The following is an 18477-nucleotide window of genomic DNA, read 5'->3' as shown; positions in this document are numbered from 1 at the left end:
CTCCAATCGATAAAGTTGATTGGAAAAACGACAAAATCAGGTTTTAATTCCACGATCTTGTTACGACAGAGCCATACATCCAGAGGAGTCATTCCCGCGTAAGAAAGAAACTCGACCTCAACTTCTTTGCCGGTTCTTTCGAAAATCTCCTTACGAAATGATTCTCTATCGAAAGAATAATGAGCGATACTCGAACCTACGATCAAAATTCTAGGGTGGCTTTTTTGTTTTTCTCGAAGTGCAAAATACTCGTATAAAAAATTATAAAAGTGATTTGAGCTCCAAGGGGATTCATTCGGAACTTTCCAAATCAAAACCCGAAAGAAAAGAAAATCCAATAGACACAAAATCAAGATCCCGACCGTTAAAAGAAATCCGTTATTTGTACGTTTAGATTCACCGGCCTTAGACTTTATGTTTTCCCTTTGACCCAAAATAAATGTTCCTTTTTTTGAATACTCCAAAACTACAATTTCTTAAAGTCCAAGCTTATGTCCAGGAACTTCTTTTTTAACTTTACCCTTGATGGATGTATGAAAACAATACTATGATAAGTTTGTTTCAAAAGTCAAAATGTTACGATACGTTTTCAGTTTAATTTTATTTTTTGCCTCTCTTCTTTTTTCTTTAGCCCTCAGCCCACAAGAAATCTATCTTAACTCGGATATCCTTTACCTTCCTACACTCGCCTTGGATGTATTGGCTGATGGAGGAAATTTTCTTTCCTGGTCCTTTACCCCTTCCCCCTATTTTTTTCCGGATTTTTTGATTATATCCGTTCTTCTTTTGATTTTTGAAAACGCGCAAAAGGCATTAATTTGTTTCGCATTTTTACAAACGATCTTGTTTACCATTTTGATGGAACGTTTTTGGCTTTTCGCAAGAGAAGAAAGAAAAGGGAAACCTCTTTCTTCCAAAGAAATAAGGCGAGTCAGATCTTGGATTTTACTGCTTATTTCGCTTTTACTTTTGATCGCAAAAAATTTTCCAACTCTTTATATTATATTTTTACCCTCTATTCATACGAGCGCGTTTCTCGTAACCCTATACGCCTGGCCGCTGATCCATAAAACATTCAAAAAACGTCAAGTATGGATCTTAATCCTTTGGATTACACTCACAGTCGCATCCGATCGCATCCTACTCGTAGAGTTGATTGTTCCCGGAATTCTGGCAGGATTCCTATTCCCTTCTCAGGCACCAAAGAACCAAAGATCGGGATGGAAGCGCTTATTTCCGGAAAGCTCCAAAATTCTGATCATCTCGGGGATTGCAGGGTTGATCTTACATGAGGTTCTCAAATCTTTTTTGTTCATCGAAAGGTCGGGAAAAATTCCCATCAACCTTTCTCTGACTCGAGCAGTAATGGACGGTACCCGTTTTTTTATGGAGGCACAGGCTTGGATTCTTTCCGGATTCAAGGGCAAGGTTCCAATTCCTGTAATTTTAATTTCGATCTTAATCATTGCATTGGCTCTTAGTTTGATAAGGATTAAAAAATCAAAATCGACCGCATTTTTATTTTTCTTATTCGCGATTCTTTTCTTTGCACCGATTTTAACCGGATTGTATATCGACGAGTATAGCCTACGTTATGTGTCTCCTGCTTTGATTTTGGCCCCATTTTTACTACTCTCTATAACCGAGTTTTCAAAGCGAACTTTGACACCGACAATATTCTTCCTTTTATTTATTTTACTCTTGTTTATAAGACAAAAAACACCTCAAAATATCGAGAATTCGTTTTATCGTCTTTTCCGGACAGTACCACAGGAAGCGCAATGTGTGGATGAAATTTCCGAAAAAACGCCGATTTCACTCGTTATTTCCGACTTTTGGACCGCAAAAAGAATCCGAGTTTTTTCTAAAAAGAGAATTCCATCGATTCATGTTGCATATGGAACATTAGAAGGTTCTCATACGATTTCAAATCGAGAATGGTATCTCAAAAACTATCCGGGAACTGTCGCTGTTTTTACCCAAGGATTAGGAGAAAATCGTATTCAAGAAATATATGGAACACCGACCGAAAATACGCAGTGTGGAGAATTAAAAATTTATTTTTACGCAGATTTCCGTAAAATCGGACCGACCTTGCGCAAACCTTTTCAAAAAACGAAATAAAGAAAGGGTTTCGTTTCCACGGTCAAAACAACACCCGTAATAAAGCCCAAAGCGCTTAAAAAAGCAAAAAGGCTCCAGTGAAGATCTTCCCTAAAACGGGAAAAGGCTTCAGAAAGTTCCTCCTTTTTACCAATCCAAGTGGCCAAAATCATAAAAAGAAGAATCGTAAAAAAATGACTCTGCATCGTATAAGTCGGTTCGATGCCTTTACGAAACAAAAATAAAGTTTTGAAAAGTCCAATCGATCCAGAAAACGTTTTTGAACGGAAAAAAACCCAAACCAAACAAACGGAAAGAATTACAAAAATTTGATATAAGAATTTCATTCCATGACGAAGTATAGAATTTTCCTTCCAGGGAAAACTCACCGAATCCCGAAACCATCGTTCCAAAACCAACAAGATCCCGTGTAAAAAACCCCAGATCACAAAATTCCAACTCGCACCATGCCAAAGCCCGCCGAGAAGCATAGTAATCAAAAGGTTTCGGTACGTGGTAAAATCAGCAATGCGGTTCCCTCCAAGAGAAATGTAAAGGTAATCTCGAAGCCAACCGGAAAGAGAAATATGCCATCTTCTCCAGAAATCGGAAAAACTTGTAGCAGTATAAGGAAGCTTGAAATTTTCGGGTAAACGAACTCCCAAAAGAAGTGCAGAACCGATGGCGATATCCGTATAACCGGAAAAATCACAGTAAATCTGGATCGAATAAGAAAAAACTCCCAACCACGCGAAAAAAGTTGAAATCGACTCCGGAAATTGATAAGCGAAATCGGAAATTACCGAAATACGGTCTGCAATCACTGCCTTTTTCACAAAACCTAAAAGAATCAGCCAAACCCCTTCCCGAAGAGGAACATTATCCCAGCTAAACATATTACGTAACGCAGGCAAAAGGATTTTTGCGGAAATGATCGGCCCCGCAACAAGTTGAGGGAAGAAGGACAAAAATAAGGCATAATGGAAAAAGTTCTTTTCCGGTTGAATCCGCTGTCTATAAACATCGATCGAATAGCTAAGAGATTGAAACGTATAAAACGAAATTCCAACAGGCAAAATGACCTTTAAGGTCGGCGCAGAAATTTGCCAACCGAGGGAATGAAAAAGGGTCAAAAATGAATCCATAAAAAAATGAAAGTATTTAAAGAATCCAAGAACGGAAAGATTACCCAATAATGAAAGAAAAAGAAGAACCTTTCTTTCACGAAGATTTCTCTGAAAACCCAAAGCTCTTCCAACGGAATAATCCAAGATTGTAGTAAAAAAAATTAAAACCCCAAAACGATAGTCCCAAGAAAGATAAAAGTAATAACTGGCCAAAAGTAAAAAACCAAGAACAAATGAATTTCTCCTTGGGTAAACCGCGGCAAAAACCCATCGAACACACCAAACGATTGTAAAAAAAAGAAAATATTGTGGGGTCGTAAAGTTCATCGAAACCGAAATTGTATCCAAATCCAGAATTCCGACAAAACAGAAATCCTCCAGTTGTTTTTAAAACCTAACTTAAAAATACTTTATCCTCATTTAAAAAGCCGATCCTGATCATTCTCAGGTATTTTTGAGATAACTTCTTAGTGTTTATTTCAAAATCTTAAGAGAAATCAACTACACCATTCGATACATTCCGATAAAACACAGGAACTTTCACATCTTAAAGTTCTATTTTTGTCTCTTTTTTAGATAAACATTTTACTTTGAACTGTCCCAAAACTTCGTAGAATATCATCGTGAATTTTTCACAAAACGAAAGAGTTCTTACAGATTACTGATCCCTATAAAACAGAGTACCGTTAATTTGAGCATAAATCCCGCGTTTGATGAAGAATTTTAGACACTCTATTATGTAGAGATGAGTAGTAGTCTATCGGCGAATAGACTTTATGCCGTCACACTCGTTTCTACATTCTGGGTTTTGGGACAAACTCTTAGGAGAAAAAAGTCACTACCCACAAGCGATATCCTACTTGAAAATGTGTAGTAGAAAAGTGAAAACCAAAAACTGTCCACATAAATTTAAAGGCATAGTTGGATATAGAAAATAGAATTATTTTAAAATCACTTTCAATGCCGTAAAATCGGCAGATAAGATTTGATCGTTTATAAGTCATTACATTTAAGTTTATAATTGTTAAAAAGGAATTCTAAAAAACCGGTATTAACGTAAGTTTGATATAGAAGTTTGGGCGAATCCAGCCTTTGCAAGCAAAGATTGGACCGCGTTGAAACTAAAATGCTGATCACTCGAATTACAGCATGATGTTCTAATTTCTTCAGAATTTCCACCACAATCACTTTCATATTTATTACATCGAATTCATGTGTACTAGTATTCTTCTAAAAATCGTACAAACAATTATAAAAACACTATCACATATCATCGAAGAACGACATTTTCAAATCATAGCTATATCAACAAACACAGAAAAAATCAAAAAATAAGGTCAATATTATAAACAATAATATTGATTAAATATAATCAAATAGTCCACTTATTTTTTACTCCGCAATTGGGACAAACTGCCGAAATTTCAGCTTTCACCCTTTTCCCTTTAGAAGTTTCTATTTTTCCAATTGCTACGAACTCAAAATCAATGCCCTCTGGAACATAATGTCCTGCTCCGTACTTTGCCGAACCTTCTATCATATAAGAACAGGCGTGACATTTAACTCGCAATTTAATTACTTCAGCCATAATTCTTTGTTACTCTATTTTTAAAAAAATACAATAGTCGTAAACCTTTTTCTGACATTTCTACATCAGCAGGAACTTTCGCTACACATGACAAAGTGGCACAGGCGCCCGCTCAGCCAAGCCCTTGTTCCTGAAAATATTATTTCTAAAGAGATGTTTTTTCTGTTTTATTACTTTTTTGCCTATTTTTGAAATAAGTAATTTTTCTGAAAAATCCCATATATTATTTATGTATGAGTGAGCAGTAATTACTAAAAGCCGATGAACCCGCTAATTTATTTAAAAGTTATCTGGCGGGTGGACTATTATAGAATTCTGCCTAAATTTAGGCTAAAGCTATAAGAAAAGAAAACTTACGCCAAATAACCGCCCATTTTTAAACAGTTCATTTGTCAATCCAATGATAGTTTTTTGTTATTTCATTTTCGATTTAATAGATTCACTTCGATGAATTAACCTCGTGGATTTTCTCACGGAAATGCCCTTTTGTAAACATGCCCAAATTTAAACATTTACCTATCTGCCCAATTATTGTCTACATCGTCGCAAAAAGGCTGTCGCACGCCTACTTTACAGTGTTTTAATAGCCATCTACCGGCATTCAAATTTTTGACCTTTCTTCCTGTGCTTAGGTAAGGAGAAATTCTAGCGTTTTGAAGTTTTTTTAGATTTTTCTTTTTTAGGAGATGGTGTGTTTTTTACGGAATTTTCAATTGATAGTATCTGTTTTTCGGAAGATTTTAAATTACTCGATATGTCGAAATTTGTATCAATTCCCTGTTTTTTATTTCTTTTAACCATGTATATAAAATGTCGTATATACTGTCCATAAGGCTCGGGCAATGTTTTTGGGTCAAAATCTAATGGATTATCAAGAAGGGATTTTACAACGACTTGGCTTAAGTCCTCTTTGCTAGTCATCATAATCGTTTCGAGACGCCTACAAATCTCGTAATCGTTTACTTCAAGAGACATTCTTTTCATTGCGTTCAGCAATTTTTGAAAAGAAGATCGTTTTACTTTAGAAGCCATAGACAAAGATTTTCAACCATAGGTTGAAAAACAAACAAAATTAGACTTTTACCAAAAAGCGGATTTCCATACGGAAATTAGTTTAAAAGGTTATACCCTTTCTTTCGTTTCGATCACTCCCTCGTTAGGTGGTGTTTTAAAAGAAATATCTTCTTTTTTTGGAGAATGATTCCTTTCAATTTCAACTGTCTTTAGTGATGCATACGTTTGAATCTTCGAAGCAAATCGTTCGAAATGTTGGTAGGCGTTAACAAAAGGTAAGTGCAATAATCTCATTGCCCTGGTAACAAACGAGAAGATAGGAGAATATATTTGATTTGCTTCTTCTTTTTGATGCAGAAATATCAATTCCCCCGACCACGGGAAAATGCTTAGAAAAGTCGGAACTCTTACAAGATTTGGAAAAGAACGAACTGAAAATTCTTTTCGATTTTTATCGAATTGATTTATTTGAATTAACGTTTTTTTCGCTAAATTTCCCACTAATTTGATTTGTTGAGATGGGTAAATATAATTCTCTAACAATACTAAAGAAACTTCCGAGCAAAATAGATTCTGAAACAAAGATAAAGTCAAAAAATTCCTTATCATATAGGAAACCACAGTTTCTCTACTACGACCTGAAATATTTTTTATTTTCGACTTTTCAAAATCTTCCAAAGATAATACTGAACCGGAATCTGACTTTGTTAAAATCGACATTCGAGTTTCAGTGGAAAAATTCCGAATAGTTGATAAAGTAGTATCTTCAAATCGTAAATCGAAATTTTGAAAATTAGAATGTAAACTTTGGAAATTTGTAGCAATGTTATACATCCCAGAAGATAAAACTTCTTTCCAAATTGAATTCGCTCGATAAGATTTTGTTTTTCCAATTGCCTTTGAATTAGAAACAAAAAAATCATCCTGATCCAAAGTTGAAGTTTCACGAGCAACGGGAACGGACAAAACCCGATCCACCTCTTCTTGATGGACCAGAGCTTGCGACACCTTTAAAACTTCACTTTCAGAAGCTGACAATTCGCCTGACATTCCAAGCCCCAAAAGCCCAGCAAGCAAAAAGTGCGCCAAAAATATCGTTCTCGTTCGAAAAAACATAGTATTTTTCTATAATTTGTCTATTTTTCCAGAAAAAGGAAGCTTTTTTTACCATTTTTTAGAGTTTTTTTAAGAAAATTCTCATGCGTTTTTTCGAAAAAGACGCTTCACCCTTAACTTCCATTCCCAGAGAATAATTCTTTTTTCTTCCTCTTCCGCCCGATCTTGTTCTTTTTCAAGAAGTGCATAACACATACTTGCGATTTCAGGACCAAAGTTTTTTTCAAGTTCTATCTCAAACTTATTAACTTTCATCTCGAGAATCAGCTCGGCCAAACGAAAACCTTCATCTAGATTGAGAAGTTTCTGTTTGATCTGTTTCAACTCATCCTTTTCAAATTCATTCCGAATCATAACGGCAAAGAAAGTTCGAATAAAGGAAACTTCTTCCGGCTTTAACTGAAAATCTAAAAGAAGTTGTTTTACTTTCTCGAGATCCATTCTCCTCAAATGAATCCGAGCTAAAAATACCGGATTTCCAGAATGAATATTTAAATTTCCGGAATCCATAATGTCTGCCGCTCTAACCTTATTGAAATCTACAATTCCGGATTCTTTCCCTTTGTCTGTTTCAGCCGGAGACTCAGGTGTTTTATGAGCGACTACTTTTTTACGAACAATCAGCATATTCAGAGACGGAAATCGAATTTTCAAAGTGATCAGATCTTGGCGAGGATAAGACTCATCCAAAACGAGATGGTGCATTTCCACACCCTCTTCCCTAGATCGAATCAAATCCCCACTATTTTGAAAATGATACACAACTACCGGAAGAACGTCACAATCACTTCCGCTGTTTAAAAAAATAGTCCGGACCTCATTTCCCGAATTGGAATGTTGATAAGGGATAACAAGTTTACTTTGTTTTACATTCACAAAACTCAACTCACCAAGGCGAAAGTGAGAAAGATTAAATTGTGATCCTAAAAAAACGACTCTTGGAACCGCAACGACTATTGAATTATTTTTCGAACCTCGAGGAACCTCAGGTCCTTTTTGGGTAAAAACGACATAGGTCATTTTTGCAAGACGAACTTTAACTAAAAATCCGCCGGGAGTTTTTCGTTCTTCGTAGAGTGAGTCGAGATCCACTTTTAACCAATCTCCAATTGTTTGAGTTTATACTGTAAAGATCCTCTGGAAATTCCAAGAGCACGCGCCATTCGAATTTGATTTCCGCTGAACAATTTTTGGGCTAGAAGAATTTTCTGTCTTTCCACCGCCTCTACTGCCCTTCGAAGATCGAGATCCTCAGAATCGGGAATCGTTAGAATCCGATCTTGGCCTTCTTTTCGGTCCAGAATTCCGATTTCTGACCCAGAAGAACTTAAAATAGATTCTTCTAAAAGATTACGCAAGCCCGAAAGATTTTTACCAAAATTCATTTTTAGAACCTTATGTAAATTTTCTTCAGACAACCGAAGATCTTCACGACCCATGGACTCCTTCAATTCTTCTAAAATCAATTCAATCAAAGATTTTTTTTGGGAAGAACTAAACTCATCCAAGCCCGGAACCACAATCGTCCTTTGAGGGAGAAGTTCTCGGAATGGCCTGAAAATTTCAGTTGGCTCGATACCCGGAGTTTCCGTAAAAATCAGTTGAAAGTCTCGAGAATCCTCAGAAAGAATTTTGAAAAAAAATTTCTGCTGGAGTGAGGTAAATTTTTCCGTTCCTTCGATCAAAATTGTCCCATAATTGGTCATTCGAATCCATTCGTCTAAAGATTTTTCCAATTTGGAAATCTGTTCAGGCAAAAAGCCTATCACCAAAATTCCTTTTTCCGGACTTAAATTTCGATGCAACCATTTACCTAAGGTCTTTTTTCCGGAACCGGATGGCCCTGAGATTCGAATCCAGAAATTTTTTCTTTCGAGCCAATCTGGCCAAGATTGTTGTTCGCAAACTTCAGCCAAAAATTGTCCAAGACTTTCCTTTTTTAAATTGGCCTGAGCCAAAAAGGAAGAATGAGCACGCAAAATTGGAATATTAGGACGGGGGTTTTCCGAGATTTTTTTTGAAACGAAAGCCCAAAGTGCAAGGATTGCATCAGTAGGTTTTTCTAGAAATTCAACCAGAAAAAAACCTTCCAAAAAAGAATCCTCTCGAATTCCACCGACCAAACAGCCAACAGCCTTCGAGTGAAAAAGATCGTTTTCAATAGAAGAAAACCAGAGAGGGAAAAAATCAGAACTTAGATTAAGCTTATCTAAATTCCCGGTAGTTCTGGCTAAAAAAGAATAAAAAAAGCCATCTTCATTATAACCAACATTTGCAACTTCTTCCAGGGTTTTACCACGATCAAAACTTAGTGTTAAAACTCCGCAGACTCCATTAGAAATTCGGACCAATTCACCTAAAATATTCGAAAATTCTTCCTTTTTGTTTTTAGGAGAAGAACGTTCTGAGAACAATAGATTGAATAAAGACGGATGCACAAAAGAAAGATGTTTAAAATTAAGCATTCTGTCAACCAAGTACAGATGGAATGTCGGACATCCGACAACGTCTTTTAAACAGCAATAATTTCAGGAAAAAATACTAATTTTGGATAAATGATTGAAGACAGAAAACCTTGGCCTCACCTGGAAACGAAAGCAAAAGGTTTTATTCGATCTTTGAAGATAAAATTTCCGCGAGCCAAAATTCTGTATCAATAAGGATTCAATGTCGGATATCCGACAATAGAGTAAAGGTAGAATTCATGATAGTTGTATCCATAGCAAACCAGAAAGGTGGAGAAGGTAAAACCACAACCTCTCTTAATTTATCCATGGGGCTTGCGAGAAGAGGAAAAAAAACTCTGCTCGTTGATATAGATCCTCAAGCAAATTCAACCGGTATTTTTACAAATCCAGAGGGTATTGAGAAATCGATGCATGGAGTTTTTAACTCAAAAATGACTATTCAAGAAATCATGATTGAAACGAGGCTACCCGATCTTTTTTTGGCCCCTTCTAAAATGAATCTTGCGGAAGTAGAAACACTTTCCGGAAATTCCGTAGATGCGCCTTATATCCTGAGAGACTCTCTTCAAAGTGTGAGTGGGATCGACTTTTGTATCATCGATTGTCCACCTAGCTTATCTATTTTTACGATTAATGCACTCGTCGGATCGAATTACGTAATTATTCCACTTCAGGCTGAAAAATTTTCCGTAGATGGAATTGTAGGACTTCAACAAACAATCACAAGCATCAAAAAAAGAATCAATCCTAACCTTGAAATTTTAGGGGCCTTAGTTACTCAACTCAAGCCTCAAACACTTTTGACGAAAACTATTGTACCCGTTTTAACAAAATACTTCCGAATTTTCGAAACAAGCATCTCCGATGGAGTTGCAGTAGGAGAATCCCATCTTGCTAAAAAGTCGGTATTTGAATACAACAAGACGAGTAAACAAGCCCAGGAATATGAAGGGTTTATAGAGGAGTTTTTAAATGAGCTCAAAAAGTAAACGACTCGGCTCTCTCGCAGATGTATTCCAAGCCGAAAAGTTGGAGGGGACTATTCGTAAAATTCGGCTCGATAAAATTCTTCCATCCGAAAACCAGCCCAGACAAGATCGAAAAAAAGGAATCGAAGACCTCGCGAGAAGTTTAGACAAAGACGGACTACTCCAACCAATCATTGTCACAAAACAAAATCCGGAAGATGAGAACTATAAAATTGTAGCCGGAGAAAGAAGATACCACGCAGCGAAACAATTAGGCTGGGCAGAAATAGAATGTAAAATTTTAGACCGGGACGAAAAAGAAACCTTTCGACTTGCAATTATAGAAAATCTTCAAAGAGAAAATTTATCCCCTTATGAAGAAGTGGAAGCTATGTCACACTTAAAGAATAGCTTCAAATATACAGATCAAGAATTAGGAACTCTCTTTGGAAAAAGCAGAAGTTACATGACGGAGCTTCTTGGAATTTCAAATCTAAGCAAAGAAGAACTTAGATCCTGCAAAGAAGCAGGAATTGAAAGTAAAAATTTATTGATCCAAGCAGTTGCGGCTTCTCGAAAAGGAACCTTCTCTGAGTTTTTAAATTTATTTCAAACGGGTGCACTTAAAACCGTTAAAGATGCAAAATCTTTTAACCGGGAAGAGGAAAACTTGTCCACACCTAAAATTACAAGTGCGCCAACCCCAAAAGTTTCAAATTTAAATTCGACGGAATATAAGATCACAAAAAAACAAGGTCTAATTCAAATTAGTTCTGATAACGAAGAACTGTTAGGTGATATTTTTAAACTAATCAAAAAAGAAATCCGTAAAAAATTCAATTCCGCATAACTCCTTAATGTCGTTTAACAAAATTGTTAAATGACATTAAAAGTACATACAAGTACTTAGCAAAAGAAATTTCCAAAAACAAAAGGAAATGAACCCAATGGGATTGACAAACTCTGCCCACAATCGTTTAATGTGACATAATATAGTAAACGGAAATATAGTACGAAATTCAGATCCAAAGTGACTTGGGTCAGGAATGTATCTTTATTCGAGTCCGGACAAAAAAATTCCCCTGGCTAACCAGGGGCCGGATTTTCCCGAAGGAATGTTGTTGGATGAGACATAAGTATCATTATGTCGGATAATGTCAACTCTCTTCGGAATTTTTGCTTAAAATTAATGTATTTTCCCACAAGGAGAAGCACCGAAAGAGAAAGATGGGCGAACATTATCCCTATATTAAATTCTTCGCAGATATCATTGAATCAGGTGTTTGGGCCAATTTGTCTTCGGCCGCAAAAACTCTTTATCTAGTACTGCTTAAATTTAGCGATCAACACTTCAAGCCAGTATGGCCTAGTACGGAAATTCTCCTTAAACTAACTGGTTTTAAAACTAAAAAATCAATCATACAGGGCAAAAAAGATCTTATCCAAGCTGGCCTACTTCAAGTTACCCCGGGAACTGGACATACAAGTTCAAGATATTATTTTTGCTTCAATTACCCGGGTTCAAAAATTCCACCCCAGGGGTATATTTTTCAACACCCCAGAGGGGAGATCTTGGGGACCCCGGGGGTTCCGGGGGTTCCTTCCCAGGGGTTTGGAGAAGGAACCCCAAACCATATTAATATAACCATTACCAATAATCAAAACCAAGAACCAACAAAGAAAGCCCATTTAAATCTAATCGATTTAGAAGAAAAGTACGGCCCCCTAGTTCTATCGGAAGCACTTTCCATTGCTAAAACCCGGGGAATGGAAACAAATTTAAAATATGTGCAAGGAATCTGTAAAAATCTAATGAAAACTATCAATAACTCAACCATGCCGGAATTTAATCAAAATACAAAGAATCCATATGAAAAAGATGCCACTTGGAAGGGCTTTCTACTTTGGTCCAGAGATCGATTGACCCGATCTAGTATTGAAATATTGGAAAAAATCAGAGTGGAGCCGGATGGAAGAACACTTTGTATCCTGAATCCGGTTCCCGAGTCCTTACAAATGATCATAGCAAAGTACTTCACAGAGGAAATTAACCCCCCGATATTGGTTATATTTTCTGCGAAAAGTGAAGAAAATCGAACCATCTCTGTCAGAAATTAAAAAAAGTAACTAGGACAAATTTTGAATGAATTCTGAATCAATTCGAATCAGCCACCCCGATTTGATCAAAATCCACGAGGTCAAATCTTCGGGAGTCTACGATTTAAAAGAAGGTAAATTACTTCATTATTTCGAAACCAAAAGTTCACCCGGAATTTCCGTTCTGATCCTTCAATTCGAAAACGTTTCTAATTTGAATCAAATTCGTCTTCATTCTAATCCTCAAGAAATCAATTTCTTTCCAGACACTTTTCGATTCGACATTTCTATGGATGGAATTGTTTGGGAGCCGATCTTACAAGAAACCGGATTTAGACGCTTGAACCAAAAAACAGGACAATGGAATTTTTCTTTGGTCCAGGCAAAATTCCTAAAATTGGTCGGGCAAGTGTCAGAGAAAGACAACTCGGGAAAATATAAAATCTCTTTGGGTCAATTAGAAGTCGGAATTTCCGGAATTGTTAAAATTCAAGTCAGTTCAGAACATGATCGTTTCTGGGTGAAAGAGAATTTGATCGATCAAAGACCCGACTACGGCTGGTCATCCAAGGAGGTCTCAAAACCTGGAGAGGAATTCTTCCTTGTAGATTTAGGTTCTATCAGTCGTGTGAACGAATTACGACTCTTGACTCCGAAATCAGATCCAACTTTTTTCCCAGAAAGCTTTACTATTTATTATAGCGAAGATGATTTATCTTGGAGTCAATTATTGGAGGAAAATCAATTCTTATCCGAACCTGGGGTTTGGTATCAGTGGAGATTTTTGCCAGCAAACGTTCGTTATCTGAAACTTGTCGCCCGCCAAAAAGAGAAAAAAAATCAGGGATCCTATCAATCCAAGATCGTAGAGTTGGAATTATACGCGACTCCACATCTTAGCGATCTAACAAATAAGCCAACCGCAGACCCCCTTCCTTATGCAACGGTTTTGAGATCCGGACTAGTGCGTCTTGCTGTGGATGGGGAAAACTCAGAAGGAGTTGCAATTCAGTCCAATGACCGACGGCTTCGGGACGCCTCCACTGAATACAAAGGTATTGTTGAGCTTGCCGGGGATGGGGAAGACAAAGAAGGGGTTGTTATTCAAGGCAATGATAAACGCCTAAAGCACGCGACGGAACTTACGCATGGACTGGTTCGTTTAGCGTCTAACGGTGAAAATCGAGCCGAACGGGTGGTACAAGGGAATGATGACCGTTTACGGGCAGCTACAACGGCAAGCCTCGGAATTGTGGAACTTGCGGAAAATGGAGAAACAAAAGAAGGGGTTGTGGTTCAAGGAAACGACGACCGATTAAAAATCGCCACTTCGAAAAAATACGGGCTTGTGATTCTTTCCGAACCTGGTGGATCCGAGCCTGGAAGAGCTGTAACTGCTGACGACCCTCGAATCAAAAAAGCGAGTACTGAATTTCCCGGGATCGTTCGCTTTGCAAGAAGCGGAGAGGATTCTCCGGAGGCCGCTGTTCAAGGCAATGATAAACGCCTAAAAATCGCCACAACAGAGGCCTATGGTATTGTACAGTTAGCTCGGTCTGGTGAATCTAAAGAAGGGCTTGTGGTTCAAGGGAATGATGAGCGACTTCGTAAGGCTACAACATCGTACCCGGGAATTGTAGAAATTGCCACGCTTGGAACGAATACACCTGGAAAAGTCGTGTCTGCCGATGATCCAAGATTATCCGACAAAAGGGATCCGAAGCCTCACACTCACGATTACGCATCCCTGAATCACGATTTCAGCTCTCATACAGGTTTTCTAAAAGTAAAAGGGGTTACTGAGGCCGCTTATACAAATATTTCTCCTCCCCCGGAAAACCATGCTCCCATTTATGGAAAGAATGAAAGTGAAAAAGGAGCCGGAATGATTGGTGTAGCTCGTGACACAGGCCTTATCGGTTACGGAGAAAAATTCGGAGTTCGAGGCGATTCCTCTTCCGGTGACAAGGAGGGTGCCGGTGTTGTCGGTCTTGCAAAACGAGGATTTGGTGGAGTTTTTCACTCTAGATCAGGTGTTGCTCTTTTTGCGACGGGAAAAGGAATTCCTTCCTTCGGAGAAGTTGGATCGGGAAAGGCTTTTCTTGCAGAGGGGGAGTCTGAATTTTCAGGAACTGTTCGAATTTCGACAGGAAAAGATTCGGATTGTATCGCAAGATTTTTTCCTGTAAATCCGGCGGATATAATTTCCGAAGGGGATATTCTAGTAATGGGAGAGGACGGAAGGTTGCAAAAGGCAAAGACGGCTAACGCAACTCATACAATCGGGGTTGCCGTAAAATCGGCGGCTCTTTCATTGGGCGATAAGGCCCCTTCCGATGGGGGGCATTGGTTGGTGGCTGTGTCCGGTGTCGTAACAGTCAATGCAGATGCTTCCTCGTATCCGATTCAGCCGGGGAGTCTGCTTGTGACCGGTTTGACCGGGGGACATGCTGTTCGAATTTCGGCAGAATCCTTGCGCCCAGGCTCCCTTTTTGGAAAGGCTTTGACCCCCCTTCGCAGCGGGCGAGGACAAATCCAAATTCTCCTTTGCTTTCAATGATCAGGAGTTTATGAAAAAAGTATCTGAAATTTACGGCTCTGCAAAAGGGCCGGTGTATTCGTTTGAATTCTTTCCGCCGAAAACTCAGGATGGAGATTTAAAATTGATGGGGACCGTGAAGGAGTTGGCCCGTCTTGATCCGGACTTTGTGACCGTGACGTATGGTGCCGGTGGTTCGACAAGAGATAAAACCGTACAAATCTTATCTGAGATTTCGAAAAATTATTCTTTTCCGACGGTTTCTCATTTTACTTGTGTCGGAGCAAATCAAGATCAGATTTTTAAAACCCTAAAGGAAATTCGTTCTTCCGGGATTGTAAATTTGATGGCTCTTCGCGGAGATCCCCCAAAAGGAGAGGGAAAATTTAAAAAGACGGAGGGTGGTTTTGAAAACGCGACGGAACTCATTTCATTCATTCGTTCTGAAAAGTTGGATTTTTGCATCGGAGGTGGTTGTTACCCTGAAAAACACCCGAATGCAAAAAGTCTTGAAGAAGACGTCAGAAATTTAAAACGGAAAGTGGATGCCGGGACGGACTTTTTAGTTTCCCAGCTTTTTTTTGTGAATTCCATCTTTGAAAACTTTTTGAATTTGGTAAGAAAGGCAGATATTCGTGTTCCTGTAATTCCGGGAATTATGCCGATCACTTCTTTTTCTCAAATCGAGAGATTTCGTTCGATAGCCGGTTGTGAGTTCCCCTCTTCTCTTATTGAAGATCTGCAAGAAGTAGAACATCGTCCAGAGGAGTTTTACAGAAGAAGTTTAAACTTTTCTATAAAACAATGTAGGGAGTTGCTTGCGATGGGAGTTCCGGGAATTCATCTTTATACTCTGAATCAATCTCACGCGAGTTACGATATTGTAAGGGAATTAAAAAGTTAAAATCTAGATTTTTTGTTTTCGTCTGTTAATACATTCCAAAGAGGCGTATTTTGTGAGAAATATCGTGAACTTACTTAACGTGAGTTCACAAATGCGAAAGTGATTAAAAGCGTAAAGGAGCTAAAGCGAATGCTCTTTCAAACTCAGTGCAGAGTCCCCATGGGTCGTTTGACAGATCGCGTCTATAATAGATCGTAATTAAAGACAAAATATCCTATTGCGTTTCTCTCATGCAATTTATTGACTATAGCTGAAAGTGCGGCCTCCAGCCTTCTCTTGCAAAAGCCGGATTCGCCCAAACTTTTTTATGTCGAACTCACGTCACTTAAACAAATGGCGCTCTTTTGAACTTTAAAAAAGTTCCTTTTGTTTCCCCGCAGGAAGAAACCCTGCTTCCACCCCTTTTTGATAAAGTGTAAGAATCGCATCCCTACCCTCGATTCCGAGGGAACGTGTGAATTCGTTTACATAAAGTTCGATATGTGCATCAACAACTTCTCGGGTAGTTTCCTGTGAATGTTTAAGGATGTATTCGTAAGTTGTTTCCCGGTTTTTGTAAGCTAGGTCAAGACTTAACTTCAAAGAAGAATCAAAGTTTTCTTTCCACTCCTTTTGAACGTCTCTTCGGAAAGCAATGGTACCTAACGGTATGTGTTTGCCGGTCGTTTCCTCCCACCACTCTCCTAAGTCTTGAAATTTGGAAAGACCTTGTTTTTCGTAGGTAAACCTTTCTTCGTGAATCAAAACTCCAAAGTCGGCTTCTCCTGATAATAAAAGAGGAATGATTTTATCGTATCGGACCGGGATCGTTTGAAAGTCGTCCTTTAAGAAAAGCTTTAAGAGAAGATTTGCCGTGGTCCATTCTCCCGGGATAAGAATTTTTTTCCCCTTGGGATTTCCGGGATTGTTTCCTTTTTTGTAAACGAGAAGTGGTCCGCAGTTTCTTCCAAGTGCCGAACCGGAATCCAATATGGAATAGCGATCCATTACAGAAAAATATGCGGCGAAAGAAAGTTTTGTGACCTGGTATTTCCCATGAAACGCGGCTCGATTCAGCTTCTCTACATCGTGGAGTTCCTCTCGAACATGAAATAATTCTGTAACCTTACCGTGTACAAGATGATAAAATAAAAATGTATCATTGGGACAAGGAGAATACGCTAGACTGAATTCCATAACTTTTTTGCCATCGGGTCTTTGTATAGAATCATTTTTTATTTTTGATTGAAAAAGGAAAGTTTCTTCTTACAATTCGTGAGTTTCTGTTCAATCTAAAGGAACGGTTGTTGGTCGGGTGAATTTTTATCTATCCGCTCAATGTAGAAACTAAAGATATAGAAGTCCTCATAAAATTGCATCGAATCCGGAATTGTTGGCTTTTTTGAAGAAAAATTCTAACTTTTGAAAAAATATGTTTGTTCCACCTTCTTTTTGAGAAGAAAAATTGTTCTCTAAATTTTTAGTTTCGATTTACTGAAAACAATCTATGTCTATTGACCCGACTCAAATTCATACCATTGCCGTCGATTTGGACGGAACTCTTCTCAATTCCAAAAGTAGGATTTCTCCCCTAACCCATTCTGTGCTTCAAAAGGCGCTCGACCAGGGAAAAAATTTGGTGATTGCGACCGGTAGGAGATTTTACTCCACCTTCCCGTTTGCAAAAGAATTTAAGGGAGAAGTTCATGTTGTGTCCAATAATGGGCAGGTTCTTAGAAAGTCTCCGAGTGCGGAGCGAATTTCCGAAAGTTATTTGGGATTAAGCTTGGTTCGAAAAATTCTTCATTTGGGAAAAGAATTTCACACTCCGCCTATTTTACACGTGGACAAATTCGAAGAAGGTGTCGATATGCTCACCGAAATTCCGATTACGGATAAGATATATCATAACTATTCTGGTGGAGATAATTCGAGGACCAAAGAGGTCGGCGATTTCCTTTCTGCAGATCTCGAAAAAATTTTAGTGATTTGTTTTTTATCTCTTCGTAAGGAGGATTTAATTTCTCTCATTCGTGAAATCTCCGCTCTTCCGGGCGCATCCGAACTGCGATGTATTCTTACCAAAATTCCCGGAGTTTCTTATTGTGTGGAAATCATCAATGTATCCGTTTCGAAATGGTCCGGAATTTCTCATTTTCTTTCCTTAAAAGGTTTGGACGGGAAAGGTGTGGTTGCCTTCGGAGACGAACGAAACGACTTGGAAATGCTTCTTCACAGCGGCGCCGGTTTTGCGATGAAGAATGCCATTCCCGAAATCAAAAAGTCTGTAAAACACGTTACACGATACAGTAATGAAGAAGACGGAGTGGCTCTTGCTTTAGTGGAGAATCGGATCGTCCTTTTTTGAAGAAGAGTTTATGTCACAACTTTTGCACACACCATTGTAACAACTCAAGTCTTCTGTTTCTGAATCGGAAGGTTTGCCAATCAATTCCCGAACTGCAGACAGCAGTGGAAAGAAAAGTCGAACCACTGTTAGACTAACGATCGTATATACGATCCAATTCTGCGTCTGGATATCTAAGTGCATAAGTCCAAATTGAAAATCAGTCT

The 18477-nt window shown here is 38.3% G+C and carries 16 protein-coding genes (1 of these 16 running past the window's edge); 7 read left to right on the top strand and 9 right to left on the bottom strand.

What is annotated here, in order from left to right:
- Positions 1-434, bottom strand: the 5' end (the start) of a protein-coding gene (locus CLV95_RS10800; protein WP_002727667.1) for a hypothetical protein. 1162 nt of this gene lie to the left of the window's left edge; the window shows 434 of its 1596 coding nt (coding positions 1-434); its start codon is at positions 432-434; its stop codon lies beyond the left edge, outside the window.
- Positions 435-573: 139 nt separating this feature from the next.
- Here CLV95_RS10800 and CLV95_RS10795 point away from each other — a divergent pair, with 139 nt between their 5' ends.
- Positions 574-2124, top strand: coding sequence for a hypothetical protein (locus CLV95_RS10795; protein ID WP_002727712.1), 1551 nt, complete (start codon positions 574-576; stop codon positions 2122-2124).
- Here CLV95_RS10795 and CLV95_RS10790 read toward each other — a convergent pair.
- The 6 genes from CLV95_RS10790 to CLV95_RS10760 form a co-directional block, all read right to left on the bottom strand.
- Complete coding sequence (locus tag CLV95_RS10790; RefSeq protein WP_032850933.1) at positions 2109-3557, bottom strand: MBOAT family O-acyltransferase; 1449 nt, start codon at positions 3555-3557, stop codon at positions 2109-2111. The two genes, CLV95_RS10795 and CLV95_RS10790, sit on opposite strands and share 16 nt — an antisense overlap.
- Before the next feature lie 1045 nt (positions 3558-4602).
- The gene (locus tag CLV95_RS10780) at positions 4603-4818 is read right to left on the bottom strand and encodes a hypothetical protein (protein WP_016749231.1); all 216 of its coding nucleotides are present in this window, start codon (positions 4816-4818) and stop codon (positions 4603-4605) included.
- Between the two features lie 645 nt (positions 4819-5463).
- Complete coding sequence (locus CLV95_RS10775) at positions 5464-5850, bottom strand: phosphatidylinositol phospholipase (protein WP_002731066.1); 387 nt, start codon at positions 5848-5850, stop codon at positions 5464-5466.
- 90 nt (positions 5851-5940) lie between these two features.
- On the bottom strand, positions 5941-6948 hold the full coding sequence (locus CLV95_RS10770; protein WP_107694950.1) for a hypothetical protein: 1008 nt from the start codon (positions 6946-6948) through the stop codon (positions 5941-5943).
- An 81-nt stretch (positions 6949-7029) separates the two neighbouring features.
- Positions 7030-8040 carry a hypothetical protein gene (locus CLV95_RS10765; protein WP_002727693.1) on the bottom strand — a complete coding sequence of 337 codons (1011 nt, stop codon included), beginning with the start codon at positions 8038-8040 and terminating at the stop codon, positions 7030-7032.
- Between the two features lie 2 nt (positions 8041-8042).
- On the bottom strand, positions 8043-9413 hold the full coding sequence (locus CLV95_RS10760; protein WP_002733509.1) for a helix-turn-helix domain-containing protein: 1371 nt from the start codon (positions 9411-9413) through the stop codon (positions 8043-8045).
- A gap of 239 nt (positions 9414-9652) precedes the next feature.
- Between CLV95_RS10760 and CLV95_RS10755 the strand changes: the two genes are divergently transcribed.
- From CLV95_RS10755 to metF, 5 genes are all read left to right on the top strand, one after another.
- Complete coding sequence (locus CLV95_RS10755) at positions 9653-10405, top strand: ParA family protein (protein WP_002727692.1); 753 nt, start codon at positions 9653-9655, stop codon at positions 10403-10405.
- A complete protein-coding gene (locus CLV95_RS10750; RefSeq protein WP_002727677.1) occupies positions 10389-11234 on the top strand; it encodes a ParB/RepB/Spo0J family partition protein in 846 nt (281 codons plus the stop codon). Before CLV95_RS10755 ends, CLV95_RS10750 begins: the two co-directional genes overlap by 17 nt.
- A gap of 377 nt (positions 11235-11611) precedes the next feature.
- Positions 11612-12502: a helix-turn-helix domain-containing protein gene (locus tag CLV95_RS10745; RefSeq protein ID WP_002727708.1), complete on the top strand. Its 891-nt coding sequence runs from the start codon at positions 11612-11614 to the stop codon at positions 12500-12502.
- A gap of 25 nt (positions 12503-12527) precedes the next feature.
- Complete coding sequence (locus CLV95_RS10740) at positions 12528-15041, top strand: discoidin domain-containing protein (protein WP_002733332.1); 2514 nt, start codon at positions 12528-12530, stop codon at positions 15039-15041.
- Between the two features lie 10 nt (positions 15042-15051).
- Complete coding sequence (metF, locus tag CLV95_RS10735; protein ID WP_002733469.1) at positions 15052-15924, top strand: methylenetetrahydrofolate reductase [NAD(P)H]; 873 nt, start codon at positions 15052-15054, stop codon at positions 15922-15924.
- A gap of 351 nt (positions 15925-16275) precedes the next feature.
- On the opposite strand, the gene CLV95_RS10730 is transcribed toward metF, so the two are convergent.
- Positions 16276-17100, bottom strand: a complete 825-nt coding sequence (locus CLV95_RS10730) for a 1,4-dihydroxy-6-naphtoate synthase (RefSeq protein ID WP_002733364.1) — start codon at positions 17098-17100, stop codon at positions 16276-16278.
- Between the two features lie 310 nt (positions 17101-17410).
- Here CLV95_RS10730 and CLV95_RS10725 point away from each other — a divergent pair, with 310 nt between their 5' ends.
- Positions 17411-18271: an HAD family hydrolase gene (locus CLV95_RS10725; RefSeq protein ID WP_002727680.1), complete on the top strand. Its 861-nt coding sequence runs from the start codon at positions 17411-17413 to the stop codon at positions 18269-18271.
- Here CLV95_RS10725 and CLV95_RS10720 read toward each other — a convergent pair.
- On the bottom strand, positions 18242-18454 hold the full coding sequence (locus tag CLV95_RS10720; protein ID WP_077022181.1) for a hypothetical protein: 213 nt from the start codon (positions 18452-18454) through the stop codon (positions 18242-18244). The genes CLV95_RS10725 and CLV95_RS10720 overlap by 30 nt on opposite strands.
- Positions 18455-18477 lie beyond the last annotated feature (23 nt).

Origin of the sequence: Leptospira borgpetersenii serovar Javanica (genome assembly GCF_003046425.1) — a bacterium.
In the GTDB taxonomy this organism is placed as follows: Bacteria; Spirochaetota; Leptospiria; order Leptospirales; family Leptospiraceae; genus Leptospira; species Leptospira borgpetersenii.
The sequence above is the reverse complement of the archived record's forward strand: the minus strand, read 5'-3'. Positions and strand labels throughout refer to the sequence as shown.

What these genes read in the sequence shown, in the direction of transcription:
- metF (WP_002733469.1), top strand. Translation starts at nt 15,052, where the DNA reads ATGAAAAAAGTATCTGAAATTTACGGCTCTGCAAAAGGGCCGGTGTAT.
- CLV95_RS10770 (WP_107694950.1), bottom strand. Translation starts at nt 6,948, where the DNA reads ATGTTTTTTCGAACGAGAACGATATTTTTGGCGCACTTTTTGCTTGCT.
- CLV95_RS10750 (WP_002727677.1), top strand. Translation starts at nt 10,389, where the DNA reads ATGAGCTCAAAAAGTAAACGACTCGGCTCTCTCGCAGATGTATTCCAA.
- CLV95_RS10780 (WP_016749231.1), bottom strand. Translation starts at nt 4,818, where the DNA reads ATGGCTGAAGTAATTAAATTGCGAGTTAAATGTCACGCCTGTTCTTAT.
- CLV95_RS10760 (WP_002733509.1), bottom strand. Translation starts at nt 9,413, where the DNA reads ATGCTTAATTTTAAACATCTTTCTTTTGTGCATCCGTCTTTATTCAAT.
- CLV95_RS10730 (WP_002733364.1), bottom strand. Translation starts at nt 17,100, where the DNA reads ATGGAATTCAGTCTAGCGTATTCTCCTTGTCCCAATGATACATTTTTA.
- CLV95_RS10745 (WP_002727708.1), top strand. Translation starts at nt 11,612, where the DNA reads ATGGGCGAACATTATCCCTATATTAAATTCTTCGCAGATATCATTGAA.
- CLV95_RS10755 (WP_002727692.1), top strand. Translation starts at nt 9,653, where the DNA reads ATGATAGTTGTATCCATAGCAAACCAGAAAGGTGGAGAAGGTAAAACC.
- CLV95_RS10725 (WP_002727680.1), top strand. Translation starts at nt 17,411, where the DNA reads ATGTCTATTGACCCGACTCAAATTCATACCATTGCCGTCGATTTGGAC.
- CLV95_RS10775 (WP_002731066.1), bottom strand. Translation starts at nt 5,850, where the DNA reads ATGGCTTCTAAAGTAAAACGATCTTCTTTTCAAAAATTGCTGAACGCA.
- CLV95_RS10740 (WP_002733332.1), top strand. Translation starts at nt 12,528, where the DNA reads ATGAATTCTGAATCAATTCGAATCAGCCACCCCGATTTGATCAAAATC.
- CLV95_RS10720 (WP_077022181.1), bottom strand. Translation starts at nt 18,454, where the DNA reads ATGCACTTAGATATCCAGACGCAGAATTGGATCGTATATACGATCGTT.
- CLV95_RS10790 (WP_032850933.1), bottom strand. Translation starts at nt 3,557, where the DNA reads ATGAACTTTACGACCCCACAATATTTTCTTTTTTTTACAATCGTTTGG.
- CLV95_RS10795 (WP_002727712.1), top strand. Translation starts at nt 574, where the DNA reads ATGTTACGATACGTTTTCAGTTTAATTTTATTTTTTGCCTCTCTTCTT.